Raw genomic sequence first — 22,125 nt, forward strand, 5'->3', positions numbered from 1 at the left:
GTGCGCCCGCTGTCTGCGCGCTGCGCCCGCATCGCGGGCGGATCCGTCTACAGTGTCCGCGTGGCACGCGCGCGAGGGTCCGTGGAACACGTGGTGGCGACCTATCTCGACCATCTCGCGGTGGAGCGCGGCACGTCGAAGAACACTCTCGACGGGTACGCCCGTGACCTGCGCCGCTACGTGGCGTTCCTGGAGGGGAACGGCATCACCGATCCGGCGGCCGTGGAGCCGCGGCACGTCGCCGAGTTCGGTGCCGTGCTGCGGGAGGGCGACGACGAGCATCGCCCGCTCGCGGCCTCGTCGGCGGCCAGGGCGCTCGTCGCGGTGCGGGGGTTGCACAAGTTCGCCAGCGCCGACGGCATCACCGACCACGACCCGGCCCGCGACGTGCATCCGCCCGCACCGGCCCGGCGACTGCCGAAGGCACTACCGGTCGACGACGTGCTGCGGCTGCTCGCGACCCCCGCGCCGGACGGCGAACGCCCGTTGCGGGACCGGGCACTGCTCGAACTGCTGTACTCCACCGGCGCGCGGATCTCCGAAGCGGTCGGTCTCGACGTCGACGACATCGACACCACCGAGCGCACCGTCCTGCTCGACGGCAAGGGCGGCCGCCAACGGCTCGTGCCGATCGGCAGACCCGCGCTCGAAGCGCTCGACGCCTACCTCGTCCGCGCCCGTCCGGTGCTGGCCCGGTCGGGCAGGGGCACGGCCGCCGTGTTCCTGAACGCGCGGGGAGGCAGGCTGTCGCGGCAGAGCGCATGGCACGTGCTCAAGACCGCCGCCGAGCGGGCGGGCATCACCGCGACGGTGTCGCCGCACACGCTGCGCCACTCGTTCGCCACCCACCTCATCGAAGGCGGTGCCGACGTACGGGTGGTGCAGGAGCTGCTCGGGCACGCGTCCGTCTCGACCACACAGGTCTACACGCTCGTCACGGTCACCACGCTCCGCGAGGTGTACGCGACGGCGCACCCGCGCGCGCTCCACTGACCCAGCCGGCTGCCTGCCCGCCACGGTCCCGCGGCCCGCCACGTGCTCGCCGGCCCGCCACGTGCGATCCGGTCGGTCGTCCGCCCACGCCCGGGTCCTCCCGTGGCCGGGCCCGGCACCGGTGCGACGTGCGGCGACAATCCGCTCGCCACGCGGCGAGCCTCTTTGCCGCTATGTCTACACCGCGAATAGGCTGACGGCGTTCTTGCCCCAAGGAGGAGCTTCCGCCCTATGTCGACCTCCCAGCAGCCGCGCTCCCAGTCCGGCGGCCCGACCGCCGAGGGCAGCGGCGCGACCGCAGACGCCACGTCCGACCACGCAGCCGCCCCGGGCTACTCCGGCGCGGCCGCGGCCGACACGGCACCCGCTGCGGCCGGCGAGGACCAGACCGGCGAGAACCAGACCGGTGGGCAGCAGACCGGTGGGCAGCAGGCCGAGGACGAGGTGAAACTCGGCCCGACCGGCAGGCCGCTGAGGGAGATCCCCGAGCCCCCGGAGCTGCACAGTCACGGCCCGGCCACGGTGCTGGCGATGTGCAACCAGAAGGGTGGCGTGGGCAAAACCACGTCGACGATCAACCTCGGCGCGGCGCTGGCCGAGTACGGCAGGCGGGTCCTGCTCGTCGACTTCGACCCGCAGGGTGCGCTGTCGGTTGGTCTCGGCGTGCAGCCGCACGAGCTCGAACAGAGCGTCTACAACGTGATCATGGAGCGGTCGCTGCCGGTCGGCAGCGTCATCCGCAACACGAAACTCGACGGCATCGACCTGCTGCCGAGCAACATCGACCTGTCGGCGGCCGAGGTGCAGCTGGTCGCCGAGGTCGGGCGTGAGCACACGCTACTGAGGGTGCTGCATCCGGTGATGAAGCAGTACGACTATGTTCTTGTCGACTGCCAGCCGTCGCTGGGACTGCTCACCGTCAACGCGCTCACCGCGTCCGACGGCGTGATCATCCCGCTGGAGTGCGAGTTCTTCAGTCTGCGGGGCGTGGCGTTGCTGATCGACACCATCGATAAGGTGCGCGAACGGCTCAACCCCAAACTGGACATCACCGGCATTCTCGCCACGATGTTCGACCCGAGGACGTTGCATTCGAAGGAGGTCATGGCGCGCGTGGTGGAGGCATTCGGCGACACCGTGTTCGACACGGTCATCAACCGCACCGTGCGGTTCCCGGAGACCACTGTGGCCGGTGAACCGATCACCAAGTGGGCTCCTCGCTCGGCGGGCGCGGCGGCGTACCGGCAGTTGGCGCGTGAGGTGATCGGCCGGTGAGCAGGCGAGCATCCCTGCCCGGAGCGTCCGAACTGTTCCGCCGCACCAGCAACCCCGTGTTCGGGGACGGCGCCGTGACACCCGCAGCTCCGCCCGCGCCCGCGGCGGCTCCGGACGCCGAATCGGTGGAGACGTCCGCGGCTGACGCCCCTGCCGGGGCCGCCGACGAGACGTCCGCCGCGCCGGAGACTGCCGCCGTGACGGAGACGTCCGCGGACGGGGCGGCCGAGGAGGCGGAGTCCCCTCGGAAGCAGACGGCGTCGACGACCGCTGCGAAGCCCGCGTCGGCGGGTTCGGCCGGCCTGGCGAAAGCGGGCCGCCGCGGTTCGGGCAGGCAGAAGCACGACGCGAAGATCACGGTGTACCTGTCCGGTGACGAGCTGGTCGCGATGGAGCAGGCCCGGTTGGCGCTGCGCGCGTCGCACGACCTCGCGGTGGACCGCGGGCGCATCGTGCGGGAGGCCGTCGCCGTGCTGCTGGCCGACTTCGAGGCCGGCGGCGAGGACTCGGTGCTCGTCACGCGGCTGCGCGACGGCGACCTCGACGACCAGGAAGCCACGAACTGATGAACCACGGGGCGCAGCCCCAGCCGGACGCCGACGACACACCGACCGACGCGACCACCGCCGACCCCGTCCCCGCCGGCGGTGCCGAGGCGCTCGACGACGTGGCCGGGAAGCCCGCTTCGGGCGACTCCGGGGAGACGGCTGCGAGCGACGGGGCCGGGACGAGCGGGCACGGCGACGAGAGTGGTGCCGACGCCGGTCACGGCGAGACGGCGGACGGCACGCCTCGGTTCCAGGTGCGGCTGCAGAACTTCGAGGGCCCGTTCGACCTGCTGCTGCAGCTGATCTCGCAGCACCAGCTGGACGTCACCGAGGTCGCGCTGCACCAGGTCACCGACGACTTCATCGCCCACACCCGGTCGCTCGGCGAGGAATGGAACCTCGACGAGACCACCGAGTTCCTCGTCGTCGCGGCGACGCTGCTCGACCTGAAGGCCGCGCGGCTGCTGCCGTCCGCGGAGGTCGAGGACGAGGACGACCTGGCACTGCTGGAGGCGCGGGACCTGCTGTTCGCGCGAGTGTTGCAGTATCGCGCCTACAAGCAGGTCGCGGCGCTCTTCGGCGAGCTAGAGGCCGGTGCGCTCCGGCGGTATCCACGGTCGGTCAGCCTGGAGGAGCGCTATCTCGGACTGCTGCCCGAGGTGATGCTCGGCGTCACGCCGGACCGGTTCGCCGACATCGCGCTCGGCGTGTTCCGGCCCAAACCCACGCCCGAGGTGTCGCTCGACCACCTGCACATGGGCAAGGTGTCGGTGCGCGAACACGCGGCCGTGCTGCGCGTGCGGCTCGCGGAACAGGGGGCGGGCACGTTCCGCGAGCTCGTCGTCGACTGCGAGCACACCCTCGAAGTGGTCGCACGGTTCCTGGCGTTGCTCGAGCTGTACCGGGAGAAGTCGGTGAACCTCGAACAGGAGGAGGCACTGGGCGAGCTGCACGTGAGCTGGACGGGCGGTTCGCTCGAGGAGGCCACGGCCCGGGCCGAAGCCGACCGGGCCGCCGACACGGACGACGAGGAGTACGGGTGAGCGAGCCACACGACATCGATGCGTACGTCGGTGCCGATCCCGGCGCCGACGCCGTCACCACCGACAGCGGCACCACCGACAGCGGCACCGACGCCGTCGCCGCCGACGGGGTCGCGCCGGACAGCGCCGCGGCCGACGACTCCGAGCCGGACGCCGCCGTGACCGACGCCGTCACCACCGGCAGCGCCGCCACCGACAGCGCCACCACCGACAGCGGTGTGGCTGACAGCACCGGCGGTGATGTTCCCGACCTCGACGGCGACGCGCCCGACGGCGAGACAGGCGGTGGCGACGCAGCCGGCGGTGAGGCGTCCGTCGGCGGGGAGCCCGAGGGAGAGGCGGCCGGGGACGCAGCGCCCGACGGCGAGGACACGAGCCTCACGGCGGTGGCGCAGGACCGGGAGCTGCCGGACGTGTCCGAGTACGACACGCTGGTGTCCGCGCTGGAGTCGATGCTGCTGGTGGTCGACGCGCCGGTCGGGGAGGAGACCCTGGCCGGCGCGCTGGAGCAGCCCGTCGACCGGGTCACCGAGACGTTGCGCACGATGGCCGAGGACTACACCGACCGTGGCAGCGGGTTCGACCTGCGCCGGTCGGCGGAAGGCTGGCGGTTCTACACGCGTAGCACCTACGCCCCGTTCGTGGAGAAGCTGCTGCTCGACGGGCAGCGGTCGAAGCTCACGCGGGCGGCGCTCGAAACGCTCGCGGTCATCGCCTACCGGCAGCCGGTCACGCGCTCGAGGGTCGCGGCGGTACGCGGTGTGAACGTCGACGGCGTGATCCGTACGCTCGTACAGCGCGGTCTCATCGAGGAGAGCGGCGCCGACGGCGAGTCCGGCGGCACGCTCTACGTGACGACCGAGCTGTTCCTGGAGCGGTTGGGCCTTGAGTCGTTGAACGACCTGCCGCCCATCGCACCCTTGCTACCCGAGGTGGATTCGATCGATGACATCTAGCAACCCCGACGGGGTTCGCCTGCAGAAAGTGCTCGCACAGGCGGGCGTCGCGTCGCGGCGCGCCTCCGAGGAGCTGATCGCGCAGGGCCGGGTGAGCGTCGACGGCGAGACCGTGCGGGAACTCGGCAAGCGGGTCGACCCGGACACCGCGGTGATCCACGTGGACGGCGAGCGGCTGATCGTGGACGACACGCTGGTCTACCTGGCGCTGAACAAGCCGAAGGGCGTGCACAGCACGATGTCCGACGAGGAGGGCAGGCCGTGCGTCGGCGACTACGTGCGCAAGCGCAACGAGCGGCTGTTCCACGTCGGCAGGCTCGACGCCGACACCGAGGGCCTGCTGCTGCTGACCAACGACGGCGACCTGGCGAACAAGTTGATGCACCCGTCGTTCCACGTGCCGAAGACCTACCTGGCCGAGGTCGACGGCTCCGTGCCGCGGGGCCTCGGTAAGCGGCTGCGCAACGGCGTCGAGCTGGAGGACGGTCCGGTGCGGGTGGACGAGTTCCGCGTCAAGGACGTCCAGGCCGGGCGGACGCTCGTCGAGCTGGTGCTGCACGAGGGCCGCAAGCACATCGTGCGCAGGCTGCTGCGCGAGGTGGGCCACCCGGTGCGCAAACTCGTCCGCACGCAGGTCGGTGGCGTGCAGCTCGGGCAGACCAAGCCGGGCGCGATCCGCAAGCTGAACCGCAAGGAGGTCGGCTCGCTCTACAAGGCCGTCGGTTCCTGACCGGCGGCTGTCCGGCCACCCGCAGCGGCCCCGGGCTCAGCCGACCGTGGCGTCGACCGTCACCGGGATGTTGCCGCGAGTGGCATTGGAGTACGGGCACATTGCGTGGGCCGCCTGGGTCAGCTCGTCGGCCGTGGCCTGGTCGACGCCGGACAGTTCGACGTGCAGATCCGCGGCGAGGCCGAACCCGCCGCCGTCCTGCGACCGCAGCTGCACCTCGGCGACGACGGCCGAGTCGCTGATCGTCGCCTTCCGTTCGGCGGCGACGGCCTTCAGCGCGGAGTGGAAGCACGCAGCCCAGCCCGCGGCGAACAGCTGTTCCGGGTTGGTGCCGCCGCCGGTGCCGCCCATCTCGGCCGGGACGGCGAGCGTGACGTCGAGCGCCTCGTCGTTGGTGGCGGCCCTGCCGCCGCGCCTGCCGTCGCCGGTGGAGGTCGCAATCGCGGTGTACACGGCGTCTGACATGGACTTCTCCTCGCTGAGCGCGTCTGGACCGATCCTTTCCCCCACGACGGTAGTGGCGCAGGCGGTGTGAGGCCGGGTGGCGTTCGGTGGCCGTTCAGGCGCCGGACGTCGCCGGGCGCGGCTGCAGGCGGCGGGCCACGGGCTCGATGACGCGGGCCGCGGTCGGGCCGAGGATCGCCATCAGCAGCACGTACGCGGTCGCCAGGGCGGCGAGCTCGCCCTCGACGGCGCCGGCGCTCACCGCGAGACCGGCGATGACGATCGAGAACTCGCCGCGTGCCACGAGGGCCGCGCCCGCCCTCGCCCGTCCGAGTCTGCCGACGCCCGAGCGCCGGGCCGCCCACCACCCGGTGCCGATCTTGGTCACCGTCGTGACCACGGCCAGCACGACGGCCCAGACCAGTACCGGCGGGATCGACGCGGGGTCGGTGTTGAGGCCGAACACCACGAAGAACACGGCCGCGAACAGGTCGCGCAGGGGTTCCAGCAGGCGGGTGGCGTTCTCCGCGGTCGACCCCGAGATCGCGATGCCCAGCAGGAACGCGCCCACCGCGGCCGACACCTGCAGCGCCTGGGCCAGACCGGCCACCAGCAGCGCCGACCCGAACACGCGCAGCAGGAACACCTCGCGGTCGTCACTGTCGACGATCGCGGAGACGAACCGCCCGTACTTGAGGGCGATCACCAGCACGACCGAGATGACCAGGAGCGAGATGCCGACCGCGGTCAGGCCGCCCACGAGGCTCACGCCGCCGAGGACCGCGGTGAGGATCGGCAGGTACAGCGCCATCGCCAGGTCCTCGAACACGAGGATCGACAGCACCACCGGCGTCTCGCGGTTACCGAGCCTGCCCAGGTCGCCCAGGACCTTCGCGATGATGCCGGACGAGGAGATGTAGGTGACGCCGCCGAGTACCAGCGCGCCGATGGGCCCCCAGCCCAGCAGCAGCGCCACGACGGCACCCGGTGCCGCGTTGGCCACGATGTCGACGACGCCGGCCAGCCAGGACCGCTTCATCCCGCCGACCAGTTCGGCCGCCGAGTACTCGAGCCCGAGCAGCAGGAGCAGCAGCACGACGCCGATCTCGCTGGCCAGGTGCGTGAACTGGCCGATGTCGCCCAGCTCGATCACGCCGCCCTCGCCGAAGAACAGCCCGCCCACCAGGTAGAGCGGGATCGGCGACATGCCCATGCGCTGGGCGACCCTGCCGAGTACGCCGAGCAGGAAGAAGACCGCGCCCAGCTCGATCAGTGCGAGTGCGGTGTGGTCCACGGCGGGCCGTTACCCCTGGTGGAGGATCTTCGTCGCCGCGTCGAGTCCCTCCGCCGTACCGACGGCCGCGACGAGGTCGCCCGCCGTGAACACGAAGTCCGGGGCGGGGGACGGGTGGATCTGCCCCGCGCGCATCACGGCGACGACGGACACGCCGGTGCGGGTGCGGATCTCCGTGTCGGCCAGCGTCCGGCCGTCGTAGGGCGACGCGGCCTTGATCGTCAGCTGCCGGGTGCTGATGCCCGGCAGCTCCTTCTGCTCCTCGGTCAGTTGCGCGACCAGCTGCGGCGCGCCGAGCAGGTTGGCGAGCGCACCGGCCTCGTCCGAGGTCAGGGCCAGCGAGGCCAGGCAGGCGTCGGGGTCGTCCGACTTGGAGACGATGAGATCGGTCGTGCCGTCGCGGTGGCTGACGACGCCGACCCGGCGGCCGTTGGCCGCGACGAATTCCTTCCGGACACCGATGCCCGGCAGTGGAGTGACTTCGACGTTCACAGCTCCACAGTAACCCTTCGCCGACCAGCGGGAGTAGCGGTGACCTGACCGTGGGTATCCGCCGGTCATGGACCGTCCACTTCGGCCGGACGCGCGGAATGATCAGAGATTTCGTAGTATCGGTTCGGTTACGGCGCCGAACGGGAGCGGGTGAGGCCGGGTGCTGGTGGCGATCGTGGTGCACTTCGCACTCGCCGCGGTGCTCCCCCTCGTCGCGCGCCGGTACGGCCGGGCGGCGTTCGTGGTCGGTGCGCTCGCGCCTGCGGGCACGCTGGTCTACGCACTCGCGCGGGCCGGCGAGGCGCTGGCCGACACGCCGCCGCTGGAGACGGCGGCGTGGGCGCCCGCGATCGGACTCGAATTCACGGCGCGGTTCGACGAGCTGGCGGTCCTGCTGATCCTGCTGATCAGCGGCGTCGGCACGATCGTGCTCGGCTACTACGCGGGCTACGCGAAGGTCGGCGACCACCGCACCGCCGCGCGCGACTCGGCCCTGTTGGTGACGTTCGCGGGTGCGATGCTCGGCCTCGTCCTCGCCGACGACGTCCTCTCCCTGTACCTGTTCTGGGAGCTGACGACACTGTGCTCGTTCCTGCTCGTCGGCGGGGACGGGCTGCGGAAACGGCTCCGCCAGTCGGCGACGCAAGCACTGCTGGTCACCACGTTCGGCGGCCTCGCGATGCTGCTCGGGCTCGTGCTGCTCGGCACCGCGGCCGGCACGCTGCGGATCTCGGAGATCCTGGCCGACCCGCCCGGCGGCGGAGTGGTCACGGCGGCACTGCTGCTGATCCTGCTCGGGGCGCTGACCAAATCCGCACAGGTGCCGTTCCACCCGTGGCTGCCCTCGGCCATGGTGGCGCCGACCCCGGTGAGCGCGTACCTGCACGCCGCCGCGATGGTGAAGGCGGGCGTCTACCTGGTGGCCCGGTTCTCGCCCGCGTTCGCCGACCATCCCGCGTGGTGGATCCCCGTCGTCGGATGCGGCCTGTGGACGATGCTGCTCGGCGGGTTCCGCGCGCTGCGCCAGTACGACCTCAAGACCCTGCTGGCCTACGGCACCATCAGCCAACTCGGTTTCCTCATGGTGATGCTCGGCATCGGCACGTGGATGTCGGCGCTCGCGGCGGGCACGCTGATCCTCGCGCACGGACTGTTCAAATCGGCGCTGTTCCTGACCGTCGGCATCATCGACAAGCGCACCGGGACCCGCGACATCCGCGAACTGTCCGGGCTCGGCGGCCGCTGGCGCGTGCTCACGACGCTGACCACGCTCGCGCTGCTGTCCATGGCCGGTCTGCCGCCGCTGCTGGGGTTCCTCGGTAAGGAGGTGGCGCTCGAGGCGCTGCTGCACGGAGGACCGGTTGACATGGTCGCCTGCGTCGGGGTGGTCGCCGGGTCCGTGCTCACCGTCGCCTACAGCCTGCGCTTCCTCCGCGGAGCGTTCGCCAGGAAACCGGACGTCGCACCACCGCCGTCCGTGCCGTGCGGGCGCGTCATGACCGCCCTGGTGGCCGTCCCCTCGCTCGCGGGGCTGGTCCTCGCGCTCGCTCCGGGCCTGATCGAGCCGATCGAGGCGGGCTACGCCGACCGGTACGGCAGTGACCCCGGCTACCACCTGGCGCTGTGGCACGGCTTCACCCCGCCGCTCGCGCTCAGCGTCGGCATCGTCGTCGCCGGGTACCTCGTACACCGCTACGCGGGCCTGCAACGGCTCGGCGGACGTGTGCCCTCCGGGCTGCAGGCCCAGAACTGGTACACCGCGTCCGTCGACGGCCTCGAACACGTCGCACACGGCGTCACGGGCCGCACGCAGGTCGGCTCGCTGCCGGTGTACCTCGGCGTCATCCTGACCACACTCGTCGTCGTGCCCGGGGCCGGCCTGCTGGCGGGCGGCGTCGAATTCGGTGCATTGCGGCTGTTCGACAACGGGCTGCAGGTGCCGCTCGCGGTGCTGGTGCTCGCCGCCGCGGTGACGTCGCTGGTCGCGCGCCGCCGCCTCACGGCCGTGCTGCTGACCGGTGTCGTGGGGTACGGCATCGGCGCGTGGTTCGTCGTCGACGGCGGCGCCGACCTCGCACTCGCCCAGTTCCTCGTCGAAACGCTCACCCTCGTGGTGTTCGTGTTCGTCATCCGCCGGTTCCCGCCCCGCTTCACCCAGAACCGCGAGTACATCCCGGGCCGGTGGGTCAAGGCCGTCGTCGCCGGTGTCGCGGGCACGTTCGTGGCGGTCCTGGCGGTGTTGTACTCCGGGTACACCCACGGGATGCCGGAGGCGAGCCGGGAGTACATCGAGCGGGCCGAGGACGAGACCGGGGCGACGAACGTCGTCAACGCGATCATCGTCGACTTCCGCGCGTTCGACACCATCGGCGAGATCGCGGTGCTCGCAGTCGCGGCCACGGGCGCGGCGAGCCTGATCCTGGCCCGCTCGCGCAAGCGGACCGGGGGAGACGGCACGTCGGACGAGCCGGGCGTCGCCGAGGGCACCGACCCGGTCGGCGGCCGGGACGAGGCCGAGGAGTCGGGCGATGCGGGCGCGGTCCGTTCCGCGCGCGCCCGCGACACCGGTCCCGGTGACGGCCCGGAACCGGAGGTGACGTCATGACCGAGCACCCCGACCCCGCGCCCGGCCGGGAGCACGGCGAGGCCGGACGTCCGGCGCCCGAGCGGCACACCACCTCCCGGGGCGCGGTCTCCCACACGGAGGCGCCGTGGACGGCGTGGGACACCCCGCGTGAGCAGTGGCTGATGACCGAGCAGAGCGCGGGGAGCTGGCCGCGCTCGATGCTGCTCGAGGTCCTCGCGCGCGTCCTGTTCCCGACCGTCCTCGTGTTCTCGGTGTATCTGCTGCTGGCGGGTCACAACAACGCGGGCGGAGGCTTCAGCGGCGGCCTCGTCGCCGGGCTGGCGTTCGTGCTGCGGTACGTGGCAGGCGGCGGTGCCGAACTGGCGACGGCCGTGCGGGTGCGGCCACCGGTCGTCATCGGCACGGGTCTCGCGATCGCCGTCACCACGGCGCTGGCACCGGTGCTGCTGGGCGAGGTGGTCCTGTCGTCGGCGGTGTGGAAACTGCACCTTCCCGTGCTCGGCGAGCTCAAGCTCACGACGAACCTGGCGCTCGACCTCGGCGTCTATCTGCTGATCATCGGCGTCGTGGTGGACCTGCTGCGCACGCTCGGCTCCGGCACCGAGTTCGGCGGACCGGGTGTCGACGGCGAGGGCGTCCCGGACGATCCCGACGACCCGGAGGAGCTCGCGGATGACGAGGACGCCGCGGGCGGCGTCGGCGGGGACGGGTTCGACGGCTTCGGCCCGCACCACGGCCCGGCTACCGGCCGCGGCACCGACCGCGACCCCGGCTCCGGCGCCGACGGCGACGACGAGATGAGGCGATCATGACCATCAACATCACGATGGCCGTCATGCTCGCCGGCCTCTACTCGATCGGGTTCTACCTGCTCATGCAGCGGTCGCTGATGCGGGTGATCCTCGGCATCGTGATCCTGGGCCACGGCGCCAACCTGTTCCTGCAGGTCGCCGGCGGTCCACCGGGGGAGCCGACGTTCGTCGGCACCGCGGCCGTCGAGGCGATGGTCGACCCGCTCCCGCAGGCACTGGCGTTGACGGCGATCGTCATCACCTTCGGGCTCACGACGTTCCTGCTCGCGCTGTCGTACCGGTCGTGGGCCCTGTTGGGGCACGACGAGGTGCAGGACGACGTGGAGGACCGGCGCGTCGCCGAGGCCGAGCTCGCCGAGCGGGAGATCGAGGACGAGGCGGCCGAGGCCGAGCGGGTCGCCGGCTTCGAGGCCCCCGAGGCACCGGAGGCCGGTCCCGGGCAGACCGACGAGGAGGCCGGTGTCCGATGAGCTTCCTGGTCGCACTGCCGGTGCTGCTGCCGTTGCTGGCAGCGGCGTTGTCGCTGGTCGCAGGCCGGTCACCGATGGTGCAGCGGGCGCTCGGCGTCGTCGTGCTGACCGTGATCGCCTGCGTCGCGGCCGCCTTGCTGGTGGAGGCCGACAGCTCGGGCCCGGTGGTGCTCGAGCTCGGCGGATACGGCCCGCCGTTCGGCATCACCCTGGTGGCCGACCGGCTCGCGTCGCTGCTGCTGCTCGTGTCGGCGCTGGTCACCCTCGCGGTGCTGGTCTTCTCCGTCGGTCAGCGCATCACCGACTTCGGCCGCAGGGCGGCGTCGACGACGTTCCACCCGATGTACCTGATGCTGTGCGCGGGCGTGTCGCTGGCCTACCTGACGGCGGACCTGTTCAACCTCTTCGTGGCGTTCGAGGTGATGCTCGGCTCGTCGTACGTGCTGATCACGCGCCGGGTGACCGCCCAGCGGGTGCGGGCGAGCATGACGTACGTGATCGTCAGCCTGACCTCGTCGCTGCTGTTCATCACCATGATCGCGCTCGTCTACACCGCCACGGGCACGGTCAACATGGCCGCACTGCCGGAGAAGATCGCGGCCCTGCCGCCGGGCGTGCAGTCGAGTCTCGCGCTGCTGTTCCTGATCGTGTTCGGCATCAAGGCGGCGCTCGTGCCGCTGCACTTCTGGCTGCCCGACAGCTATCCGACGGCGCCCGCCCCGATCACCGCGGTGTTCGCCGCGCTGCTCACGAAGGTCGGCGTGTATGCGCTGATCCGCACCCAGACGCTCGTGTTCGTGCACTCCGACAGTTGGACGGCGTTGCTCGTCGTCGCGCTGCTGACGATGATCGTGGGCGTGCTCGGGGCGATCGCGCAGAACGACCTCAACCGGATGCTGTCGTTCCTGCTGGTGAGCCACATCGGGTACATGCTGTTCGGACTGGCGCTGTTCACGGTGATCGGGCTGGCAGGCGTGATCCTCTACGTCGTCCACCACATCACCGTGCAGGCGGCGCTGTTCCTGGTGAGCGGTCTGGTCACGCGCCACACCGGGACCGTGTCGTTGCAGGCCATGTCGGGCGTGGCGAAGGGGTATCCGCTCGTGGCCGTGCTGTTCGCCGTCCCGGCGCTGAGCCTGGCCGGCATCCCGCCGCTGTCGGGGTTCGTCGCGAAGATCGCCCTGTTCCAGGCCGGCGCCGAGGTGGGAACCCCGGCGGCCCTCGCCGTGACCGGCGGCGCCGTCGTGACGAGCCTGCTGACGCTGTACGCGGTCACGAAGATCTGGGCGGGCGCCTTCTGGGGCAAGCCGGCGCCGCCACAGCCCGATCCGGACCCGAACGACGACGTGACGGTGGGCACGGGGACGACCTCGGGTGCCATGCTCGGCGCCACGGGCGGTCTGGTCGTCGTGAGCGTGCTGATCGCCGTGTTCGCGGGTCCGCTCGCCGCTATGAGTGAACGCGCCGCGAACGACGTGCTGCACGACGCCGGTTACCGGTCGGCCGTGCTGGGAGAGGAGGGTCGCTGATGGCCCGGCGCACCATGCCCGGTACGCGCGTCGCACCGTCCCTGCTGATCTGGCTCGTGCTGGTGTGGCTGCTGCTGTGGGGCACGTTCGACGTCGCGACCCTCGTCTACGGCACGATCGTGGCGCTCGCCGTGCTGATGCTGTTCCCACTGCCCACCCATCGGTGGAACATCTTCCGCCGACCGCTGCGGCTCGTGACCGTGGCGCTGTACGTCGTGGTGGACCTGTTCGCCTCCGCACTGCGGTTCCTCACCGACATCGCACGGGGCGGCGGTTCGGTGTCGGCGGGCATCGTCGCGGTACCCGTGCTGTCCGATGTGGATCACGTCATCGCCTCGGCGGCGAACGTCGTGTCGTTGGCCCCGGGCAAGTTCGTGCTGCAGATCGACCGCCCCGGCGGCATCTGGTACGTCTACGTGACCGGGGTGCGCAGCAGGGAGGACGCCGACAAGGCGTTCGACGACGTGCTGGACCTGCAGCGGGCCGTGGTCTGGGCGGTCGCGGGCGACGACGAGGCCTCGACGGCGGGCGAGCGTGCCGGGGAGGCGAAACGGCGCCGCCGCACCGGTGCTGCCCTGACCCCGGCGACGGCACCGGGAGGCGCCCCGCCCGACGGGACCGCCACCGCTACGCCCGCCACCGCTACGCGCGACGCCGCGGAGCCGGACCCAGACGAGCCTCCCTCCGACGAGCACGACGCAGGCGGGACCGGGGAGAGCGGGTCCCGTGCGGAGGGGGCCGGCGACGGCACGGGGGGACCACCGGGAGAACCGCGCCCCGGCCGTGAGGACAGGCGGGAGAACCGATGAGCGTCGTCTTCGCGATCACGTTCGGCCTGCTCGGACTGGCCGCTCTGCTGACGTTGCTGCGCATCGTGCGCGGCCCGCGCACCCTCGACCGGATCCTCGCCGTGGACGTGCTGGTGATCCTGATGGTGGCGGGCACGGCGGTCGGCATGGCGATGTCGTCACGGGGCATCTACATCGCGCTGATCGTGGTGGTCGCGCTGCTCGGGTTCGTCGGGACGATCTCCGTGGTGCGGCTGGTCGAGCGCAGGGAGGAGTACCGATGAGCGTGCGGGACTGGATCAGCGCGGTGCTGCTCATCGCCGGCGCGCTGTTCTGCGTGATCGGTGCGTGGGGCATGGTGCGGCTGCCGGACACGTTGAGCAGGCTGCAGGCGGCGACGAAACCGCAGACGCTGGGGTTGCTGCTCGTGCTCGCGGGCACGGCGGTGCGGCTCGAACCGCATTTCGCGGTGGGGCTCGTCCTCGCCGGGTTGTTCCAGGTCATCACGGCACCGGTGCTGTCGCAGCTGCTCGGCCGCGCCGCCTACCGCACGGGCGGTGTCGATCGGTCGACACTGGCGGTGGACGAACTGTCGCAGCGCCTGCGTGCTGGGCGGGAGTGACCGCCAGGCAGAATGGGGCCGCAGCACACAGGCGAGTAGCGAGGAGCAGTCGGTGACGGGAGCCCTACGCGGTGTGGTCGCCCTCGACGGGCCGTCGGGGACGGGGAAGACCACCGTGGCGCGGAAACTGGCGGCCGCACTCGGTGCCGGGTACCTGGACACGGGCGCGATGTACCGCGTGGTGACGCTGGCGGTCCTCGACGCGGGTGTCGATCCTCACGACGCCGACGCGGTCGTGGCGCTCGCCCGGTCGGTGCGGCTGGACGTGTCGACGGACCCGGCCGCCCCCGGTGCGCGGCTCGAGGGCACGGACGTGGGCGAGGCGATCCGCACCCCGCGGGTCGACGCCGCGGTCTCGGCCGTGTCGGCCGTCCCGGAGCTGCGGGACCTGCTGGTGCAGCGGCAGCGGGCACTCATCGCGGAGGCGGCCCGGGACGGCGGCGTCGTCGTCGACGGACGTGACATCGGCACCGTCGTGGCCCCGGACGCTCCGCTGAAGGTGTTCCTCACCGCCTCGCCGGAGGTGCGTGCCGCGCGTCGCGGAGCCCAGGACACCGCCGCGGGCCGGGAGGCCGACCAGGCGACGGTGCTGGCGTCGGTCGAGCGCCGCGACCGACTGGACTCGAGCCGGGCGGCGTCGCCGCTGCGGCCCGCCGACGACGCGGTCGAGTTCGACACGTCGGAGCTGTCGATCGACCAGGTACTGGCGGCGCTGACCGAGCTGGCGGGCACGCGCGGACTGCTCGACGAGGGCGTGGCGGAGCCGTGCCGGTGACCGGATCCGCGGGCGCGGCGGGCTCCGGCGAACTGCCGGACGGGCTGCCCGAGGGTGCCGTGCCGTGGTTGCACGATCTGGGCCGGACGATCGGCCGGCACCTGTACCGGCCCGCGTACCGGCTGCGTGTCGCGGGGATGGAGCGGGTGCCGCGGACCGGGCCCGTGGTGCTCGTCGCCAACCACAGCACGATGATCGAACCGCAGCTGTTGTTCGGCCTCGTGCCGCGGCGCTCGGTGTTCCTGGTCAAGGACGAGATGTTCGACGCCGCGACGGGGCCGTGGCTGCGGCGGCTCGGCCAGGTCCCGGTGACGAGGGGAGCGCCCGACCGGACGGCGCTGACGACGGCGACCGGCGTGTTGTCGCGCGGTGGGCTCGTGGGAGTCTTTCCCGAGGGCACTCGCGGCGCGGGTGAGGTGACCTCGGCGCACCACGGTGCGGCGTGGCTGGTGCGCAACTCCGGCGCCCTGGTGCAGCCGGTGGCGGTGCGCGGCACGCTACGCCCGCCGGATCGGCAGCGCAGGCGGTTGCGCCCCGCGGTCGACGTGGTGGCGGGGGAACCGTTCACACTGGAGGTCGGTCGCGGCCGCAGCGGGCTGGCCGACGCGACCGAACACATCCGCGGGACGCTCGCCGAGCTGGTCTCCCGTGTCGACGAGACCAGGCACAGCGACAGGGAAGAGAAACAGTAGCGATGACCGAAGCAGACGGCACGGCCTCCGGCGAGGTCGACGGCACCTGGTCCGACGAGGCCGAGTTCGCCCGCCTCGACGAGCTGGGCGCCCAGTCGGGGACCGGCGACGAGGAGGTCGTCGGCACGCAGCCGGTGCTGGCCGTGGTCGGCAGGCCGAACGTGGGCAAGTCGACCCTGGTCAACCGGATCCTGGGCCGCCGCGAGGCGGTCGTGCAGGACGTGCCGGGTGTGACGCGCGACCGCGTGGCCTACGACGCCCTGTGGGGCGGCAGGCGGTTCACGCTCGTCGACACCGGCGGCTGGGAGCCGGACGCCGACGGGCTGCAGGGATCGGTGGCCGCGCAGGCGGACCTGGCGATGTCCACATCGGACGCGGTGCTGCTCGTGGTGGACGCGACCGTCGGGGCGACCGCCACCGACGAGGCCGTCGCGAAGGTGCTGCGGCGGTCGAAGCGCCCGGTGATCCTGGCGGCGAACAAGGTCGACGACCAGCGGCTCATCGCCGAGACGGCGTCCCTGTGGTCGCTGGGTCTCGGCGAGCCGCACCCGGTGAGCGCGTTGCACGGCCGCAGCTCCGGTGACCTGCTCGACACGATCCTCGAGGTGTTGCCGGAGGCGCCGCGGGAGCGGCGGGCACCCGTCAGCGGGCCGCGCCGGGTGGCCCTCATCGGCAAGCCCAACGTCGGGAAGTCGAGTCTGCTGAACAAACTGACCGGCGAAGAGCGGTCCGTTGTGGACGATGTCGCGGGCACGACGGTCGACCCGGTCGACTCGCTCGTCGAACTCGACGGGCAGGACTGGCGCTTCGTCGACACCGCGGGACTGCGCAAGCGGGTGCAGACGGCCAGCGGCATGGAGTACTACGCGTCGCTGCGGACGAAGACGGCGATCGACGCGGCCGAAGTGGTGATCGTGTTGCTGGACGCGAGCGAGCCACTGTCCGAACAGGACCTGCGGATCATCACGATGGTCTCGGAGGCAGGCCGCGCGCTCGTGCTCGCGTTCAACAAGTGGGACCTGGTCGACGACGACCGCAGGCGTCAATTGGAGCGGGAGATCGACCGCGGGCTGGTGCGTGTGCCGTGGGCCGAACGGGTCAACGTGTCGGCGTCGACGGGGCGCGCCGTGCGCAAGCTCGCACCGGCGCTGCGGACGGCGCTCGACTCCTGGGACCAGCGGGTGCCCACGGGCCAGCTGAACAGCTGGCTGTCGGACCTGGTCGCGGCGAAACCCCCGCCTGTGCGGGGTGGCAAGCAGCCGAAGGTACTTTTCGCGACCCAGGCGGGAATCCGGCCGCCTACTCTGGTGTTGTTCACAACGGGCTTCCTCGAGGCCGGCTACCGCCGGTTCGTCGAGCGCAAGTTCCGGGAGCGATTCGGGTTCCCCGGCTCACCGGTGCGGATCAACGTGCGGGTGAGGGAGAAGAAGCCGAAGAAGCAGCGGTAGCGACGGGCGCACTGGGGCGCCGGCAACCACCCATCGCGGCTGGTGCGCGCCCCGCCTCGACACGGCCGGGCAGTGCGGACGTGACGCGATGGGCCGAGGAGGAGGTGGCGACATGACCGATGCGGACGAGTTGTACGTGGTCGATTCCGACGTGCCGGTGCTCGACGGTGCGGTCCTGCTGTACCACCTGGACGGTTACGTGGACGCGGGCAACGCGGGTGAGCTGCTCACCGAGCACCTCACGGAGACGTTCGACGGCCCCGTGGTGGCGCGGTTCGACGTGGACCGGCTGATCGACTACCGGTCGCGGCGGCCCGCCATGACGTGGGACGGCGACGGCTGGGCCGACTACCAGGTGCCGGAGCTGACGGTGCGGTTGCTGCACGACGGCGACGAGACGCCGATGCTGCTGCTGACGGGTCCGGAACCGGATCGGGAGTGGGAGCTGTTCGCCGAGGCGGTCCGCAGGCTGGTGGAGCGGTGGAAGGTCCGGCTGAGCGTCCAGTTCCAGGGGATTCCGATGGCCGTGCCGCACACCAGGCCGCTCGGGGTGACGGCGCACGCGACGCGGACGGAGCTGGTGCGCCAGTTCAGCCCGACGTTCAACCGGGCTCAGGTCCCGGGCAGTGCGGAGGCGCTCGTCGAGTTCCGGCTGGGGCAGGCCGGTCACGACGCGGCGGGGTTCGCCGCGCACGTGCCGCACTACCTGTCGCAGTCGCGCTATCCGGCGGCGGCGTTGACGCTCGTCGACGCCGTGCAGAAGGTCTCGGGTCTGCAGCTGCCCGACGACGCGTTGCGGGAGGCCGCGCGGCGCGCCGAGGTGGAGGTCAACCGCCAGGTCGAGGACTCGGACGAGGCGGCGAACGTGGTGCACTCCCTCGAGGAGCAGTACGACGCGTTCACCTCGTCGGACGACAACCTGCTGGTCGGGGACACCGAGATGCCGACCGGTGACGAACTGGCCACCGAGTTCGAGCGGTTCCTCGCGCAGCAGCCCGGCACCGAGCAGGACTGACCGCGCGGGCGGGCCGGGCGGCACAGGGTGTCGCCCGGCCTGTCTGTCGCGTGGGCCCGCCTGTCGCGTCGGTTCCGCGCGGTTCGGCTCACCCTGCCGGTTCGCCCGCTCGGCTTGCGCGCTCGGCGGTGAAGTCGGCCCGTTCCATGAGGCCCGAGACGGCGAGTCCGGCCACCAGGCCCCAGAAGGCGGCGCTGATGTTGAGCGGGTCGACGTCGGAGACGGTGACGACGAACGCGACGAGCGCGCCGAGGGTGAAGCGGCCGCCGAAGGCGCTGACGAATGCCCCCTGGAGCGCGCGGAGCATGGCGAGGCCGCCGAGGACGGCGATGAACGCCTCCGGTGTCGCGAGCATGAGCTGGACGAAGGCAGGGGCGAGCAGCCCGACGAGCATCGCGAGCCCGCCGCAGACCATGCCGGCGATGTAGTGGCGGTGCCGCTGGCCGGAGGCGGTGAGCAGGGCGTTGGTCGGCCCGGTGAGGCACGTCGACACGGCGCCCACCGCGGCGGCGGGCAGTGACCACAGGCCGCACGCCACCGTGGCGACGTTGACCGGCGGTTCGTGCCCTGCCTGTTTGAGCACGGCGATGCCCTGGCCGTTCTGCACCACGAGCACGGTGATGGCCAGTGGCACGACGAGTTCGAGGATCGCCTGCCAGGACCACTGCGGCGGCTGCAGCATCGGCTGGGCCAGCCAGCCCGCGTCGCCCGCCGGGTCGAACCGGCCGGAGAGTGCGACGGCCGCGACGCCTGCGAGGAGCGCGCCGAGGATCGGCGGGATGCGTTTCCCGAGGCCGGTCATGACGCTGAGCAGCAGGAACACGGCCACCATCGGAACGGCGAGTCCCGGGTCGACGCCGAACGCGTCGACGAGGTCGAGCCCGAACTGCAGGAACACGCCCGCGACCATCGCCATCACGATCGGCATGGGCAGTGCCGACATCACGCGCCGTACCCAGCCGGTGAGCCCGACGACGAGGATCAGTGCCGCGGTGACGACGAACGCGCCGAGCACCTCGGGCCACGTGAGGTGACCGAGCGAGCCGCCCACGACGACCGTGCCGGGGATGGTCCAGAAGAACGCGAGCGGCTGCCGGTAGAGCCACGACGCGAGCAGGGTCAGCAGGCCGTTGAGGAAGAAGATGCCGAAGATCCACGACGACAGCTGCGCGGTCGACAGGCCTCCGGACACGCCGACGGACATGATCACCGCGATCGGGCCGGTGGCGGCGAACACCATGCCGACCAGGCCGTTGGTGAGGTACGCGCCGCCGGAGTGGCGGCGCAGGGTGCGCAGATCGGACAGTGGGCGTGGCGGGCGTTCGAACCGGTGTGGGGGCGGGCCGGCGGGAGTGGCCGTCGCGTCGCCGTCGGTCGTGGTCATGCGGCCCTCCTCGGTCGCGTGCCCGTGGCCGCGTCCCTGCGGTCGGGGAGCGGCCACCCTGTCGCCGTACGCATACTGAACACTGGGGCGCACAGCGTACAGACCTTGTGGGAAGTGACACGAGGTGCAACCGGGGGAGACCGACGGTCACGCCGTGAGGCGCGGCCGCAGTCGTTCGAGGTAGTCGCCGGTCAGCGCGCCGGCCTCCCGTTCGTCGATGCGCCCCGCCATCAGTAGCGTTCCGACGCCGTGCGCGAGCCCCATGACCTCCATGGCGAGCAGTCGGGCCGTCGTCGCATCGAGTCGAGAGCGGGATCGGAGGGTGTTCGCGAGGTGGTCGGCGAGGCCGTCGAGGTGTCGTTGGTAGGCGCGGCCGGCCGTGCCCGGGTGGGTGATCGCGAGGGCTTCGAGGGAGACACCGACCCGATGGAAGCCCCTGCTCTCCTCGTCGGTGGGCAGGGCCTCGTCGAGGAACACCCGCATCTCGTCGAGGGCCGACGGGTTCGCGTCCTGGTGTGCGGCGCGGGTGCGCCACCGTTCGATGCTGCGCTCCGCGAGGCGGTCGAGGGTCGAGCTCAGCAGGTCGTCCTTCGTTCGGCCGTAGTACTGGACGAGCCGGAGTGAGACCCCGGCTTCCGTCGCCACGGCTCGCATGGTCACCGCGTCGACGCCGCCTCGGGCCAGGAGGCGTTCCACCGCGTCCATGATCTCGGTCCTGCGTTCGTGCTCAGACATGGGCCGCTCCTTTCACGCGGTGATGATACGCTCGTATCAAATTTGATACACGCGTATCAAGGAGGGTTTCGTGGCCGCTGCGCACCGGCTCGGGTTGTGGACCTCCTGCCTGGCTCAGCTGCTGGTGGTACTGGACATCTCGGTGGTGAACGTCGCCCTGCCCTCGATCCAGGCCGACCTGGGGCTCGGCCGGCTCACGGCGTCGTGGGTGGCGATGGCCTACAGCCTCGGCTTCGCGGGGGTGCTACTGGTCGGGGCGAGGCTGGCCGACGTCGTCGGCACCGCGAGACTGTTGGCCTGGGGGGCCGCGGCGTTCGCGCTCGCCGGGACGATCGGTGGTCTCGCCGGCGAGGGATGGACCCTGGTGGCAGCCCGCGCGGTGCAGGGCCTCGCCGCGGCGGTGGTCTCACCGGCCACGTTCACGCTCCTGACCGCCACCCACGCCGAAGGCCCGAGCCGTACTCGGGCGATCGCGGTCTGGACGGCCGTCAGCCTCGCCGGGGGCGGGATCGGCAATGTCGGTGGCGGGGTGTTCACCGACCTGATCTCGTGGCGCGTGACGCTGTTGATCAACCTGCCCATCGGTGCCGGCGTGGCCGTGGCCGCGGCCGTGCTGCATCGGCGGCGCGTCGCCGACCCCTGTGGCGGGCGGATGAGTCTTACCGGGGTTGTGTTGGCGACCGGCGCGTTCACGGGCGCCGCCTATGCGCTGTCGTCGGCGGGGGAGCCTGCTGCCGGAGTCGCGCCCGCCCTGGCCGGCGGGGGTGCGCTCGTGCTGTTCGTCCTGCTCGTGGTCCAGCAGCGACGGACCCCGCACCGACTCGTGCCGAGCGCGCTCCTGAGGGACCGGACCATCGTGCTCGGCAACCTCGCGACCGGGCTGACGGCCACCTCCTTCCAGGTCGGGCTGTGGTACTTCCTCACCTATCGCATGCAGGACCAGTGGGGATACACGCCGATTCAGGCCGGCCTGGCCTTTCTGCCGATCACGGCGGCGATCATGGTCGTGAATCTCGGGCTCACGCCGCGGCTGACGACGCGCTACGCACCCGGCGTTCTCGTCACCGCGGGCACTCTGATCGCCGCGGGCGGTCTGATCTGGGTCGCGGTCGTCGATCACGGACCGTTCGTCATCGCCTTCCTGGTGCCGAGTGTCGTGATCGGCATCGGCGGGGGTCTGGTGAACACTCCGCTGGCCACGATCGTCACCACAGGTGTCGGATCGGGAGACACCGGTGCCGCGTCCGGACTGATGAACACCGCGAAGCAGTTCGGTGGCGCGATCGGCCTCGCGGCGGCCTCCACCGCGACGGCCGCTGCCGGAACGGATGCGGCCGCGTTCGTGCTCATGGCCGCGGCTCTCGCCGCCGTGTCGACGGTCATGGCCGGGATTCGCCGCGTTCGTGGTTCGTCGACGCCGGGTGCCGCGGCCGGAACGGAGCGCGTGTCAGGGCCCGGTCGGATTCGACGGCCGCCGGTTTCCACGCCGTGAG

Annotated in this window: 23 protein-coding genes; 18 read left to right on the forward strand and 5 right to left on the reverse strand. The window is 71.7% G+C overall.

Annotated features, from left to right (window positions below; translation table 11 throughout):
- Window positions 1-90: 90 nt before the first annotated feature.
- The 6 genes from xerD (at window position 91) to LY13_RS13160 (ending at window position 5,545) form a co-directional block, all read left to right on the forward strand.
- Complete coding sequence (xerD, locus tag LY13_RS13135) at window positions 91-993, forward strand: site-specific tyrosine recombinase XerD (protein ID WP_253828805.1); 903 nt, start codon at window positions 91-93, stop codon at window positions 991-993.
- Window positions 994-1,224: 231 nt separating this feature from the next.
- Window positions 1,225-2,268 (forward strand): ParA family protein, encoded by a 1,044-nt coding sequence (locus LY13_RS13140; protein WP_253828702.1) that lies wholly within the window; start codon window positions 1,225-1,227, stop codon window positions 2,266-2,268.
- Entirely contained in the window at window positions 2,265-2,834 is a 570-nt protein-coding gene (locus tag LY13_RS26185) for a cobyrinic acid a,c-diamide synthase (protein ID WP_372493824.1), read from the forward strand. Before LY13_RS13140 ends, LY13_RS26185 begins: the two co-directional genes overlap by 4 nt.
- The gene (locus LY13_RS13150) at window positions 2,834-3,859 is read left to right on the forward strand and encodes a segregation and condensation protein A (protein WP_253828703.1); all 1,026 of its coding nucleotides are present in this window, start codon (window positions 2,834-2,836) and stop codon (window positions 3,857-3,859) included. The genes LY13_RS26185 and LY13_RS13150 overlap by 1 nt, the downstream gene beginning before the upstream one ends.
- Before the next feature lie 218 nt (window positions 3,860-4,077).
- On the forward strand, window positions 4,078-4,815 hold the full coding sequence (scpB, locus tag LY13_RS13155) for an SMC-Scp complex subunit ScpB (RefSeq protein ID WP_372493828.1): 738 nt from the start codon (window positions 4,078-4,080) through the stop codon (window positions 4,813-4,815).
- On the forward strand, window positions 4,805-5,545 hold the full coding sequence (locus tag LY13_RS13160; protein WP_253828704.1) for a pseudouridine synthase: 741 nt from the start codon (window positions 4,805-4,807) through the stop codon (window positions 5,543-5,545). The genes scpB and LY13_RS13160 overlap by 11 nt, the downstream gene beginning before the upstream one ends.
- A gap of 36 nt (window positions 5,546-5,581) precedes the next feature.
- Here LY13_RS13160 and LY13_RS13165 read toward each other — a convergent pair whose 3' ends face one another.
- The 3 genes from LY13_RS13165 to LY13_RS13175 form a co-directional block, all read right to left on the reverse strand.
- Complete coding sequence (locus LY13_RS13165) at window positions 5,582-6,010, reverse strand: organic hydroperoxide resistance protein (RefSeq protein WP_253828705.1); 429 nt, start codon at window positions 6,008-6,010, stop codon at window positions 5,582-5,584.
- A gap of 94 nt (window positions 6,011-6,104) precedes the next feature.
- Window positions 6,105-7,283, reverse strand: a complete 1,179-nt coding sequence (locus LY13_RS13170) for a cation:proton antiporter (protein ID WP_253828706.1) — start codon at window positions 7,281-7,283, stop codon at window positions 6,105-6,107.
- 9 nt (window positions 7,284-7,292) lie between these two features.
- Window positions 7,293-7,775: a cation:proton antiporter regulatory subunit gene (locus LY13_RS13175; protein WP_253828707.1), complete on the reverse strand. Its 483-nt coding sequence runs from the start codon at window positions 7,773-7,775 to the stop codon at window positions 7,293-7,295.
- 160 nt (window positions 7,776-7,935) lie between these two features.
- Between LY13_RS13175 and mbhE the strand changes: the two genes are divergently transcribed.
- The 11 genes from mbhE to LY13_RS13230 all read left to right on the forward strand — a co-directional run bounded on the left by mbhE (window position 7,936) and on the right by LY13_RS13230 (window position 18,513).
- Window positions 7,936-10,380 (forward strand): hydrogen gas-evolving membrane-bound hydrogenase subunit E, encoded by a 2,445-nt coding sequence (gene mbhE / locus LY13_RS13180; protein ID WP_253828708.1) that lies wholly within the window; start codon window positions 7,936-7,938, stop codon window positions 10,378-10,380.
- Entirely contained in the window at window positions 10,377-11,174 is a 798-nt protein-coding gene (locus LY13_RS25970) for an MnhB domain-containing protein (protein WP_308216326.1), read from the forward strand. Before mbhE ends, LY13_RS25970 begins: the two co-directional genes overlap by 4 nt.
- Complete coding sequence (locus LY13_RS13190; protein WP_253828709.1) at window positions 11,171-11,644, forward strand: Na(+)/H(+) antiporter subunit C; 474 nt, start codon at window positions 11,171-11,173, stop codon at window positions 11,642-11,644. The genes LY13_RS25970 and LY13_RS13190 overlap by 4 nt, the downstream gene beginning before the upstream one ends.
- Window positions 11,641-13,173: a Na+/H+ antiporter subunit D gene (locus LY13_RS13195; RefSeq protein WP_253828710.1), complete on the forward strand. Its 1,533-nt coding sequence runs from the start codon at window positions 11,641-11,643 to the stop codon at window positions 13,171-13,173. Before LY13_RS13190 ends, LY13_RS13195 begins: the two co-directional genes overlap by 4 nt.
- Window positions 13,173-13,982 carry a Na+/H+ antiporter subunit E gene (locus LY13_RS13200; protein WP_253828711.1) on the forward strand — a complete coding sequence of 270 codons (810 nt, stop codon included), beginning with the start codon at window positions 13,173-13,175 and terminating at the stop codon, window positions 13,980-13,982. Before LY13_RS13195 ends, LY13_RS13200 begins: the two co-directional genes overlap by 1 nt.
- A complete protein-coding gene (locus LY13_RS13205) occupies window positions 13,979-14,245 on the forward strand; it encodes an MrpF/PhaF family protein (RefSeq protein WP_253828712.1) in 267 nt (88 codons plus the stop codon). Before LY13_RS13200 ends, LY13_RS13205 begins: the two co-directional genes overlap by 4 nt.
- On the forward strand, window positions 14,242-14,583 hold the full coding sequence (gene mnhG, locus LY13_RS13210) for a monovalent cation/H(+) antiporter subunit G (RefSeq protein ID WP_253828713.1): 342 nt from the start codon (window positions 14,242-14,244) through the stop codon (window positions 14,581-14,583). The genes LY13_RS13205 and mnhG overlap by 4 nt, the downstream gene beginning before the upstream one ends.
- A 73-nt stretch (window positions 14,584-14,656) precedes the next feature.
- Complete coding sequence (gene cmk, locus LY13_RS13215; RefSeq protein WP_253828807.1) at window positions 14,657-15,358, forward strand: (d)CMP kinase; 702 nt, start codon at window positions 14,657-14,659, stop codon at window positions 15,356-15,358.
- Complete coding sequence (locus tag LY13_RS13220; RefSeq protein ID WP_372493825.1) at window positions 15,349-16,050, forward strand: lysophospholipid acyltransferase family protein; 702 nt, start codon at window positions 15,349-15,351, stop codon at window positions 16,048-16,050. The genes cmk and LY13_RS13220 overlap by 10 nt, the downstream gene beginning before the upstream one ends.
- A gap of 2 nt (window positions 16,051-16,052) precedes the next feature.
- Window positions 16,053-17,498, forward strand: a complete 1,446-nt coding sequence (der, locus tag LY13_RS13225) for a ribosome biogenesis GTPase Der (RefSeq protein WP_253828715.1) — start codon at window positions 16,053-16,055, stop codon at window positions 17,496-17,498.
- A gap of 112 nt (window positions 17,499-17,610) precedes the next feature.
- Window positions 17,611-18,513, forward strand: a complete 903-nt coding sequence (locus tag LY13_RS13230; protein WP_253828716.1) for a proteasome assembly chaperone family protein — start codon at window positions 17,611-17,613, stop codon at window positions 18,511-18,513.
- An 88-nt stretch (window positions 18,514-18,601) separates the two neighbouring features.
- On the opposite strand, the gene LY13_RS13235 is transcribed toward LY13_RS13230, so the two are convergent.
- Entirely contained in the window at window positions 18,602-19,897 is a 1,296-nt protein-coding gene (locus LY13_RS13235; RefSeq protein ID WP_253828717.1) for a benzoate/H(+) symporter BenE family transporter, read from the reverse strand.
- A gap of 147 nt (window positions 19,898-20,044) precedes the next feature.
- Window positions 20,045-20,632, reverse strand: a complete 588-nt coding sequence (locus tag LY13_RS13240; protein WP_253828718.1) for a TetR/AcrR family transcriptional regulator — start codon at window positions 20,630-20,632, stop codon at window positions 20,045-20,047.
- A gap of 70 nt (window positions 20,633-20,702) precedes the next feature.
- Here LY13_RS13240 and LY13_RS13245 point away from each other — a divergent pair, with 70 nt between their 5' ends.
- Complete coding sequence (locus LY13_RS13245) at window positions 20,703-22,124, forward strand: MFS transporter (protein ID WP_253828719.1); 1,422 nt, start codon at window positions 20,703-20,705, stop codon at window positions 22,122-22,124.
- Window position 22,125 lies beyond the last annotated feature (1 nt).

Origin of the sequence: Prauserella aidingensis, assembly GCF_024171865.1 — a bacterium.
Lineage (GTDB): Bacteria > Actinomycetota > Actinomycetes > Mycobacteriales > Pseudonocardiaceae > Prauserella > Prauserella aidingensis.